Source organism: Hymenobacter coccineus (genome assembly GCF_001816125.1).
Taxonomy (GTDB): Bacteria; Bacteroidota; Bacteroidia; order Cytophagales; family Hymenobacteraceae; genus Hymenobacter; species Hymenobacter coccineus.
In genome coordinates, this window is sequence record NZ_MDZA01000057.1 from 1 (window position 1) to 11,754 (window position 11,754).

The following is an 11,754-nucleotide window of genomic DNA, read 5'->3' on the forward strand; positions in this document are numbered from 1 at the left end:
AACTCGTGATCAAAGTGGGCAGAAGAAAAATAACACATGGCCCGAAGGTACATGCTCTACAGGCCAGTATGGGTTCGATGTTTACTTAGTTGTAGGCTTATGTTTGGCCTTTTGATCATCTAAAAAACCTTCTAAAGGGGCAAGTCCCAAGGTGGCGCGTCGGATATTTACTTTCGCCGGCTCGAGGAGTGGTTCCCGCGCCACTAGGCCAGCGTTATCGCCCTGATATGCCAGTTGCGTCCCATATACTTGTGGCCGCCCAGCGCCCAATTCTATTACGTCGGTCAGGATGGCAAACATCATATCATCGACGTTATCTTTCTTGATCTCCTTGGCCATTAGTCGCTGAAGACGCTGTTGCAATTCTGGGAGACGGTTATAGCGCAGTACTAATTCCCCAAAACGCTGCGAAGTAGTTTGGCCTACCATGGTATAAGTGGGAAAGCCGTACCGGGCCGTGAGGTCGCGTATTCGGTATTGGTCCCGTTCAATGGTGCTCGCACAGGCGCGTTCAGCTATTGTCCGGGCACTATCGCCTTGCGCACTAGCCCATCGTTGGTACACTTGTGCCTCGACTCTGTATATGCTATCCAGTGTGCTTTGGAAGTTCGGCTGTTCTATTTTCTTCTGAGCGCTCACCGGGATAGATAATAACGTAGCCCCTGTAAATACAGCGAGTATCAATGGTTTCATAGCAAAGCAGCTTTATGAAAAATGGCAGTTGTACGTGTCGGCAAGTTAGGGCTTTTGCTAGAGTTTATGATAGGTGTCTTATTAAAAAATTACATATTCAGTTATTTTTCATTTTTACTTGTAAAAGGATGAAGCAACGGCTAAGTTTGAATATTGAAAAGTTAAGCCGTTCATGACCGATGCCTTTCAAGTCTCTCAAGGAGTCGCGCAATAGCAGGAACAGAAAAAAACGGTAAGCCCGTTGGACCGCCAAAAAATACCTGTTTTACTTCGATAAGTCAGCTTGTGAATTAAGAATAAGCGGTTGATATGTGAGATGAGCAAAAGCTGCTTACCTACTAAGAAACAACCTGCTTTTCTCATAATCGCCTCTACAGCATCAAGAACGGCATTTTATGGGATGGTCTCTCTGCTTAAAATTCCTTACCGTTGTTTTCCGTTCCTACTATTGTGTACCCACTTTAATTACTTACGGGCGTTCGGCAATTATTCACCCCAGCTGGTGACTCAACGGGTATTCCGTGTGCAGCATTGATAAGTTCCCGAATCCTTGTCACCTTTTCACCTCTCCTACCAGGTGCTCTCCTAATCGCTTTCCGTCAGCTTGAGGAGGTCTTTTCTCTTACTCAAGTTTCTTGCTTACGTCATATACGTTACAATTCTACCCGCTTGTATGCTTGCCTCCTTGTCCCCAGCCCACTGGCTGGTCGTCCTAGCCCTGTGCCTGTTAAACTTAGCCCCGATTTGTGGTCAAGATTTTTCCGAAAGGGACCGAGCAGTTGCGCAACCTCTTAGTGGAAAAGGGTTCGGAACCGCAGCTATAGGGGGGGTCTCCGTGAACTTATTTACAGGAACAGCCAGCCCTGAGTACCCCTTGTGTGAATTGCCAAGTCGGAACCTGCACGTTGCCATTTCCTTAAGCTATGTGGCCGGTAACGGGGTGCAAGTCACCAGCGTCGCTTCAGAAGTGGGAACCGGTTGGGCCTTGAACGCCGGGGGCAACGTCAGTTGCGAGGTACGAGGACGGCCCGACGAATTCGATACAGAACCGAAGACGTGGTTAGCAACCCTGATCAACCGCACCGGGGGGACGGGCCCCGCCCGCAAGTTTTGCGAAGGAAAAGATACCGAATACGATGTTTATCACCTGATTGCACCAGGCATGCAAGCAGATTTTGTTATTAACACTCCTGAAGGGACCCCTTTACAATCAGAAGTTTACGTTTTAAATGACCGCACAATAACGATTGAGCCACGCTATTGGACGGGCACAGGAAGCCGTCGGATTGTCTCTTTTTTGGCTACTGATTCAAAAGGCACGAAATACACATTTGACCAGCAGTCAAGCACTCGCGTCCAGACCGAAACCAAGCAAGTGCGCACAGGCAATCTTTCGGGTAAAGACGATTATACGTACACTGCCAAGTGGCATCTAACCAAGATCCAGGACGCGACGGGTGATGAAATCAGCTTCTCTTATCAGTACTACAACGCTGCGCCGGTAGTTTACAAAAATTACGCCCATAATACCATCGCTTATACTGGTTGTAACTCATCAGAGCAGAATTGCCAAACAGCATCACCAACTGCAAACAGCTACCTCGATAACCAATACGAAACCACTACCACCATCCAGCCAACGTCGGCCTACAGTATTTCATACATTTTTTCGGCTACTGGTTACGTTCGCTTTTACCGGGACCTGTACGACCGGCGGGACGCCCCTGGCGAAAAAGCGCTGAACAAGGTGGAGCTCTATAATCGGGCAGGCGCTTCGATTAAAAGTTTCCTGTTCAGCTACAGCTACTTTGGCTCTTCATCGAGTACCAGCGCAGAAGATGTACGGTTGCGCCTGGATAAGGTCACAAATAGAAGTAATAGCTGTCAGGCCACAAGCACCGAGTTTTCCTACCGTGAATATGGGCCGTCGGTCTCGCGTAGGGCCACGAACCGCGACTATTGGGGCTACTTCAATGACAATACGAGCGGGCAGCTGCTGCCGTATGTAGAGGCACGTTATGCCTACGGGGACCGTACGCCTTCCGCTGGCCTTACGGCTCAAAACGGCATCCTTTACAAAATCAAACACGGGACCGGGGCCTACACAGAGTTAACGTACGGTCGTCAAGTCGATGGAACCGGCGCTAGGATTGGAGGGGTGCGCTTAGAGCAACTACGCATTCATAACGGCGTTAATTCGGCTCAAGACCAGTTGTTCAGCCTCAATTACAATACGTTTTTCCCGGCAACTGGCACCTTCTCTGCTACTTCTTCCGCTCCCCCCGTAAAAACGCCGCAACTGTTCGAATGGCAAAAGGTGCGTTTCTCGACCATTTATTCGGGGGGATGGGGCGGTTATGGCCAGCAACTAAATATTTGTGATACGCAAGACGACTTGATTGACAAGTTTCTTTACCGTAGCAGTGATCCAATAGAACCTGTTGCTCTGGATTACATCCATTACCAGTGGGTCACGGTTCGGCACGCGAACGGTTCTCAAACAGCTTACCAATTCACAACCGCACAAGATTACCCTGACGCATACAATTCGGAATCGGTTAAAGTCACCTCGGATCCTTATAACACCGATTTAGGTTGTTATACTGCGGGGGGACTGCCAACCAAAGACGGTGGCAGTTGCAACGGCGATCCACTGGCTCCGCACCGGGCCGGTGATTACTTGGGCCTGCCGCAAGACCAACGTCCCTACGGCATCTTGAACAGTGCCGCGCATAAGCGCGGTTTGGTGCTGCAACAGGTGGACTTAGACGCCACGGGTCGCTCGGTAAGCCAAACAACCAACGAATACGATTTTTCCCAGCCGGACATTGCCCCGCTCAAGTCCGTTGTCGTCGGCAAAGAGCGGTACGCGTTTGGCTACATCATGTACAACTACTACTATAACGCCAAGGTATACAAGCACGAACGTAGTTGGATTCCTTTACTTCGGCAAACCGTTGTGCGCTTTGACCAGCGGCGAGGTAACCCGGCAGCTATTGCTTCACAAAGCCAGGTCACGGAGTATACTTACAAAAATTATTTCGTCTGGACAATAAAGACATACAACCCCGCAGGAGGCGATGCCCAGGTGACGGCGTACCAAAGAGTAAAGGATGGGGGAGCACCGGTGGAATTGATTAATGCCCGGAGTTACGCAAGTGCAATCCAGAAAGAAGAATACCGCTTAGATGCCGCCGGAAACAAGAAGGGTTCCCTTTTCAGCTATTACGAATACCAACCCAATAGTAGCAACTACGTGCGTCCCGTGCGCACAGGCTTCTGGGACCCCGCCTCCGGCGTAAATCAGCGGCAGTACCAAGTGCAGGCGGTTGAGTTTGACGAGTACGGCAATACAATTAACTTGCAGACCGCGGCAGGGCTATGGACCGGTACGCTGAGAGCCCATAACCAACTGCTGCCCATTGCGACGGTAGTCAACGGTAAATTTGGCAATGGGGTGGCCACCGCCGGGCACAGCAGTTTTGAAGATGATGGGAATCCCAATCAATGGGGGTGGAACGGTACTTACGTTTACGAAGCCAAAACGGGCCTACGCAGTGTCCAGCTTTCGGCAGCCAACGCCATGTATGGCCCCGGCAAAGTGTTCACATTAGTGCCTAAAGACCAGCATGGCAAGTACGTGCTATCCTGCTGGGCAAAAGTGCCCAAGGGCCAAGCCGGGCAGTCCCAATTGGTGATGACGACTATTGTGGCGGTTCCGAGCGGCAACAATTCGTGGCGGGGCGTCGAACTGCCAGTTAGTAGTAATCAGGAATGGCAGCAGTACCGGATTGTGGTTGACTTGGACGATCCTGCGATTAGCGCTACGCTGCCTGTCAACCAGAACATAGACCTGCAGTGCTACCCCTGGATTGTTTCGGGCAGCGGCAACGTGCTAGTCGACGAGGTGCGGTTCCACGCCGAAAATGCCCGCATGACGTCGGCCACGTACCAGCCCTTCGTTGGCAAAACGTCCACTACTGACCAAAATAATGTGACTACGTACTATGAGTACGACGCCAATAACCAGCCTTTGCTGACAAAGGACGCTAGTGGAAATATTTTAAGCCGAACCAAGAATAATTCAACCGCGACGATACAGGAAATAGTGACGTCTGTGGCACAAACGGGTGGAAATACCTATGCAGGCACAGCGCTCACCTTCTCCGTGGCCACGCCTGGGTGCGCAACAAACATTAGTTACACCTGGAACTTTGGGGACGGGGGCACAGTGAAGGGCAGCGGCGTCCAGGCCCACACCTACGCGCAGAGCGGCACCTACCCGCTTACAGTGGTGGCCGAAGCTCCGGGATTTAATCCCGTGGAGAAAACCCTTTCCGTGCTGATTGTCAACCAATTAACTGTATATGCCACTTACAGTGGTCCTACTAATCTGGATTTGTGCAAAAGCAGTGGGCAGCAGCGCACCGTGAGCATTACGTTGCAACCGCAGCAAGGGTGCAGCGGCTATACTTACCGTTGGGAAACGAGCGAATACAACACCGGAACCAGCAGTTGGGGTACCTGGGTCGATGCCAGTAACCGCAGCAACACTTTCAGCTACTACCACGGATGGCCTCGAAAGGTGCAGGTTCGTTGCACGGTGACCGATGCTTGCGGAAATTACTCGGTGTACCAAGACCAGTTTACCAGTTACGTCAGTTCGCCGAACTGTCCTTATTAATATAGCACGCCCCAACCGTTTGGCTATGAAATCATTTTTATTAGTTCTGCTGCTTGCCGGCTGCGTGTGGATTGGAATAATTCCTCGTTGCCAAGCGCAAGCAACAATTACAGCCAGTGGTCCCTTGGCACTCACGCCCAGCGGCTCTGTTACCTTAACAGGCCCTGGAGGGTACAGTTCGTACCGCTGGACGCGCAACAATGCGGATGTGGTGGGTACCCAACCCAGTTTGTCTGTCACGACCCCGGGCTACTACCGAGTCCAAGTCAGCAATGGCAGCACCACTTCTTTGTCTGCCCCTATTCGCGTCACTGTGCTGCCAGGGTCGGGGAGCCCTGACCAGAATTATATCCAGCAGGACGTCATACTGCAAGCGGGTGTACTAGCCGAGACAGATGTAGATTTTGCACAAACCAAAAAGAGTCGCGCAATCGTCTACATGGACGGGTTAATGCGGCCTACCCAGCAAATTGCTGTTAAAGCCAGTCCCAGCAACCACGATGTTGTTAAGTTCTATGACTACACTGCTACCGGACAACAGTTGCGGCAGTACTTACCATATACCAGTGGCGCCGATGGCTTGTATAAAGCAGATGCCTTAACCAGCCAACAAAGCTTTTATTCCAACTCAGGACCAGGAAAAATAGCCCGTGAGACGGGGGGGCTAACTTATGCTGAATCTGTATACGAAGACACTCCTAGCAGTGAAATTATTGAGCAAGGCGCGCCAGGGACGTCATGGCAAATCGCAAAGGATGGCGATGGAAAATCTACTTTTCAAGGTCATACAAAGCGTGCCATAACACGTACTTGCGGCGGCGCTGAAATCACTCTATGGACTTATACACCAAGTGATGAGGGGACTATTGGGACAGCAACCAGCAGCATAGCGCCAGCTCGGACAATTACAGTTAATCAACTGACTGATGAAGACGGCAAGCTTAGTTGGAAATATACCAACATGCTTGGGCAATTAGTTGCCACTGAGGTACTGGTGAGCCCCGGAGTATCCATGATAACTTCATACGCTTACGATCAAGCCGGTCGTGTGGTGATGATTATGTCTCCGGAAGGCGTGAAGAGAATTGTAAGTGCCGGTGAACAGTTAAATAGTGATTTTATAGCCCGATGGGCGTATCTCTTCAAATTTGACTACCGAGGAAGAAAAACAAGTAAGAAAGCGCCTGGTAAAGCATGGGAATACACGGTTTACGACCGTTGGGATCGTCCCGTAGCTACGCAGGATGGCAACGAGCGCAAGCAAGGCAAATGGGAATTTGCTAAGTATGACGAGTTGAACCGAATTATTATTACCGGTCAAATTAACATTGCTCGCACTGGGGAGCAACTCACGGCCGACATTGAAAGCGCCGTTGCCGCTGGTACCATTGGTCGTTACGAGAGCAGTAATGATAATGCCACTGCCACCGTGCGGATTGGCTACACATTGACTAAGTCATGGCCTGCGACTGCTGCCGGCACCGATTTATACACGGTCAATTACTTTGATAATTATAGTTTTCTAAATGCTTCACAGGACCGGTTGCGCTACAAGCAAGAAGCATCCAGTGATTTAAGCAGTCCCAACGCGGCTTCTACTCTGACCGTTGGTTTCCCTACTATTATTCAAACACGTATCCTTGGGTCGAATAATTGGCTCATTGCCGTTACGTACTACAACGACAAAGCACGTATTCTTCAAACCACAAAAGAAAATCAACTGGGCAACGTTGATCGGGTTACCACTGAATATGATTATCCAGGCAAAATAATCAAGACCTATACTGCCCACAATGTCACGGCGAGTGGGCCAACCCACACTATTCTTTATCGCTACACCTATTACGATGATGGTTCTCCCAACGAATTGTTTGCGTGGTTCAATAAAAAGGATGGTGCTGCTGAGATTCTTTTATCTAAAAAGGAATATAATGAACTAGGCCAACTTGTTGACGAGAAGCTGGGGTTCAATCCTGCTAGTGGAAAGTACTTACAATCCATTGATTATCGATACAATACCAAAGGGCAGCCGAGCTGCCTTAACAATCGAGATTTGCAAGATGGAGTAACGACCAACGACGACCTAGACGCAGAACCCGATTTATTCGGCCTTGAACTAAAATACGATACGGACTTACAAACCGGCTCGACGGCCGCTTGCTACAATGGCAACATTGCCGAAAGTCTATGGAAAAGTCGCCGGGATAACAAGTTACGGAGCTTTGCTTACCGGTACGACAACGCCAACCGGATCATAGACGCCAAGTACGCGGCTTACAATTCAGGATGGACCGACGAAAAAGACGATGTCGGCATCAATGGCAGTGCCAGTAGCATCGGTCGTTTTACTACCAGCGACATCAAGTATGATTTAAACGGCAACATCCTCCAGATGAACCGGGTTGGTCGCCGCACTATTAGCGCAGGGGGACTACCGATCTATGGGCCTATAGACCAGTTACGGTATAACTATGGTAGCGCTGGCGGCAATCAATTGCGTAGCGTGGTTGATCAAGCCGGTCGTTCCGATGCGCCCAACGACTTTGAAGACGTTACGTCCTCTGGCGAGGAATATACTTACGACGCTAATGGGAACATGGCCAGCGACGCCAACAAAAGCCTATCCGTTAGCTACAATGAGTTGGATTTACCCAGCCAGGTCAAGGTGGGGGCTACTGCGAGTACTTCCTTTACGTACTCCGCTACGGGCGAAAAGTTTAGTCAAATCCATTCCGGTGGCAGCACTAATTCGCAGATCACTTACGTCAATGGTTTTGTATACACCACGGTCCCCGGCCCAGCGCTGTCCGTGGCTACGCCCACCGGCCGGGCCCTCTACGGGACCACGCCCGACAACGCCACCCGCCGATGGATTCAGGAATATCACATCCGCGACCATTTGGGTAACCTGCGCATTGCGTTCCGCGACGAAGGTCAAGCCCCGGTGCAACGCATGGCTGCCACAATGGAAGCAGTCAACGCGGAGAAAGAAACAAAGACTTTCGATAACCTGAACGCTACCCGCCAGTTTGATCCCAACCATGCCCACACGGGTAGCTACGCCGCCCGTCTTAATGCTGGTCAGGTCCAGCGCATGTACGGCCCCAGCGCCTCGGTGCAGGTGCACGCAGGCGATAGCCTTCATTTCGAGGCATATGGCCGCTACGACGTGCTCAAGAAAGCAGGGGTGTGGCCGGCCCTGTTGCCTGTGGCGGTAGCTGCAAATACCGACGCCCCAAGTGCGACGAGAGATGGCCAAGCCGTACCGAGGCGCAGCCTTATTCCAAGATTGGCCGCCGGCCTAACCTTGACTTGGGCGGCCATTCCACACCTGTTCCAGCGCCCGGAAAAAGTGCCACGCGCCAGCATCAAGTACGACTTCTACGACAAAGACAGCGTGCTTGTCGCCTCCGAGGTAAAGTACTTGGAACATGACGCAGCTAACGCCTGGCAGCAACTAGTGGTTGGTTTTAAAGCAAAGGAAGACGGCTATGTGGTTGCATCGGCCCAAAATGGCAGCCCCAAAGACGTATGGCTGGACGATTTTACGCTGCGTACCACCACCGTGGCGATGATTGTGCAAGAAAACCACTACGATCCGTGGGGCCAAAATTTGGTCGACATTGAAGTAGCGGGGACGCCGGACTGCAAGCAGCAGTACGGGAACCAGGAGCGCCTAGATGACGACGGGCTAGAATGGGTAGATCATGGGGCGCGTTACTACGATTCGCAACTCGGGCGGTGGCACGTGCCCGACCCGGCTGACCAATTTTCGTCGCCCTACCTCGCCATGGGCAACAATCCGGTCGTGCACACCGACCCGGACGGCAAAATTATACCGCTCCTTGTCATTGGCGGGGCTGCCTTAGTGGGCGGCATTATAAACGTGGCCGCCCACTGGGGGAAAATCAACTCCAGCCCACACGGGTTCCGGGACGGGCTGGTGGCATTCGGTATTGGCGCGGCCGCAGGCACCTTGTCCGCCGTCACGGGTGGGGCCGCCGCTGGGGCAGTGGCTACGGCTTACGGGGCCGGAGCAGCTGCTACGATTGGTGGTGGTGCAATTATCGGGGCTGTAGGAGCGGCCTATGGCAGTATCCTCGGCGGCATCGGCAACACAGCATATTTTCAAGATCCTTATTCTTTGAAGCAAATGCTCTACGACACGGCAATTGGGGCCGCGGCGGGCGGCCTGATTAATGGGGCCGTGAAAGGGGTGAACTACCTCAAAGGCCGATGGGCCCCGTCCCCACTGGGAGAGGCGCCTTTACAAACAGCATCACCTCCTTCGGACGCTAGCCCACTGAGCGATGACCAAATTGCTAAATTAGAGAATGGGGAAACTATATTCGACGGTGCTGTGGATGATGCAGGGAATCAGATGAATTCTTTTGCTGGTAATAAGGCAGGAGACGTAGCTAGTTCTTCTGCAAGACGTGTTGGAGTGCAATTGGAGACTATACAAGACGTTTACGCTAATCCTGAACTTTTAAGAGGTCGGTCACCATCAGAAATAAAAGATCTACTTGGTGATACTCCCGGATGGAGAGTAGAAACGCTAGGAAAAGGTTCGCAGGCTGGGAGGGGGATGGTTATCAAACAATACTTACCCAATGGAAATCCTTCTGGAAAATTAATACAGTGGCATCCTGGAGGTGGGCACCACGGACCTTTACCTTATTGGAAAGTCAAAGGCATACCTAATCTACCTAATTCACCAGAAATTTTTTAGAAATTGAAAACGGCTCTTTTTAATCACGTAGTCAATGTTCTGCGCCTCGTTGCTACGCCCGGGAGTATACAGGAAAAGCTGTATAACGACAAAGTTGTTGTTGCAGATGAGGTAGCATTAGACTACTCTGATGCTGTTCAGCAAGCAAATGTATTACTTATCAATAAGGAGATATCGTCAGAAATTTATGAGCAGCTTCTCTCATTAGACACAGATTTTGATCAAATGGCTAATAATCCACAATTATGGGATCGAAATGCTTTTTTGAATGATCAAAAATGGAAAAACATTAGAAACAAAGCCCTGAGTATCCTTAGTGCTATGAAAGAAACCTATGAGTTACCTTATTTAGATACCGATAATACATACATTTTCGAATAAAAACCTTTAGCATCTCGCCCTAAAATAGATTGACAACTTTTAGCTCAGAAACTATCTAATAGAAGCGTACATTCGCCGGGGTAATCCAGTAATAACCGACAGTGAACTAATACTTTTTTTTCTAAAACGGGTTGACCATCACTCCAAGCAGATGGAAAATTTATTTCTCTGCGCATAAGTTGAAAATGCGCCAGTTAGTCGGGAAAAATAACATTAGGCGGCACACTATTGAATCGGCCGTGAGCAAGCACCAAGTGTACGCTTCTCTAAATAGAGAACCAGTCAGAAGTGGAGAAAAGCGTATTTTCACTACTCAACGACTGCCCCATGAAAAAATGGACGATTCAGCGAAGCCCAAATTGTGGCGATTTTGCAACAGCAGCAAAGCGGGCAAACGGTGGCCCAAATCGTGCGCGAGCACGGCCTGAGCGAGGCCACATTTTACAGCTGGAAAAGCAAGTACGCCGGGGCCAGCGTCGCCGAGCTGACCCGGCTCAAGCACCTGGAAGAGGAAAATCGGCGGCTCAAGCAGATGTTCGCGGACTTAAGGCTAGATAATCAAGCCATTAAGGAGATTTTGCGAAAAAAGTAGCCAGCCCTGCGGCGCGGCGCCAAGCAGCGTAGGGCTTAGTAGTAAAAGGCTGGAGCCAGCGCCGGGCGTGTACGCTGGTGGGCCTGTGCCGAGGCAGTTACGCCACCCGGCCGGCGAACGAAAAAGACGAGCCGGTGCAGGAAGCCCTGCGGACCTTGTCTGGGCGGCACCCGGGCTGGGGCTTTTGGAAATTGCACCACCGGCTGCGCAAAAACGGCCTGTCCATCAACCACAAGCGTACCTGGCGCATCTACCGGGCGATGGGCTTGCACTTGCCCCGGCGGCTAAAAAAGCGCCTGCCCGCCCGCGTGAAGCAGCCGTTGGCTGTGCCCGAAGCCGCCAATGGGTGTTGGTCGCTCGACTTCACCAGCGACGTGTTGACCGACAGCCGCTGGTTTCGCACCCTCAACGTGTTCGACGACTACAACCGGCAGCTGCTGGGCGTCGAAATTGATTTCTCCCTGCCCGCCGCCCGGGTCGTGCAAGTGCTAGCCCGGCTAGTCGAATGAGGTGGTCCGATTAGGCTGGACAGTTTAGGGCGTTAAGTTGAAGAAGCTGTTGGTGAGCAAGATAGGGTAGCTGGTAGTCAAGGCTGGAATGCAGGCGCTCGTGATTGTAGTAGTCAAAATACTCGTCGACACTGGCCTGGGCGTCGGTCAGGTCCGAAAAAAC

6 protein-coding genes and 1 pseudogene are annotated in these 11,754 nt (G+C 51.2%); 5 read left to right on the top strand and 2 right to left on the bottom strand.

What is annotated here, in order from left to right; all coding sequences use genetic code 11:
* Nucleotides 1–81: 81 nt before the first annotated feature.
* Complete coding sequence (locus BEN49_RS04710; RefSeq protein WP_070741471.1) at nucleotides 82–693, bottom strand: DUF6624 domain-containing protein; 612 nt, start codon at nucleotides 691–693, stop codon at nucleotides 82–84.
* 835 nt (nucleotides 694–1,528) lie between these two features.
* Between BEN49_RS04710 and BEN49_RS04715 the strand changes: the two genes are divergently transcribed.
* The 5 genes and pseudogenes from BEN49_RS04715 (at nucleotide 1,529) to BEN49_RS04730 (ending at nucleotide 11,591) form a co-directional block, all read left to right on the top strand.
* Nucleotides 1,529–5,377 (top strand): PKD domain-containing protein, encoded by a 3,849-nt coding sequence (locus BEN49_RS04715; protein WP_158022750.1) that lies wholly within the window; start codon nucleotides 1,529–1,531, stop codon nucleotides 5,375–5,377.
* 25 nt (nucleotides 5,378–5,402) lie between these two features.
* Nucleotides 5,403–10,109, top strand: coding sequence for a DUF6443 domain-containing protein (locus BEN49_RS04720; protein ID WP_158022751.1), 4,707 nt, complete (start codon nucleotides 5,403–5,405; stop codon nucleotides 10,107–10,109).
* A 3-nt stretch (nucleotides 10,110–10,112) separates the two neighbouring features.
* On the top strand, nucleotides 10,113–10,490 hold the full coding sequence (locus tag BEN49_RS26600) for a hypothetical protein (protein WP_125916529.1): 378 nt from the start codon (nucleotides 10,113–10,115) through the stop codon (nucleotides 10,488–10,490).
* Nucleotides 10,491–10,836: 346 nt separating this feature from the next.
* Nucleotides 10,837–11,082, top strand: a pseudogene (tnpA, locus tag BEN49_RS04725) (IS66 family insertion sequence element accessory protein TnpA); the annotation flags it as partial.
* 77 nt (nucleotides 11,083–11,159) lie between these two features.
* Nucleotides 11,160–11,591 (top strand): IS3 family transposase, encoded by a 432-nt coding sequence (locus tag BEN49_RS04730; RefSeq protein WP_070741482.1) that lies wholly within the window; start codon nucleotides 11,160–11,162, stop codon nucleotides 11,589–11,591.
* A 10-nt stretch (nucleotides 11,592–11,601) separates the two neighbouring features.
* Here BEN49_RS04730 and BEN49_RS30795 read toward each other — a convergent pair whose 3' ends face one another.
* Nucleotides 11,602–11,742, bottom strand: coding sequence for an integrase core domain-containing protein (locus BEN49_RS30795; protein WP_369073202.1), 141 nt, complete (start codon nucleotides 11,740–11,742; stop codon nucleotides 11,602–11,604).
* Nucleotides 11,743–11,754 lie beyond the last annotated feature (12 nt).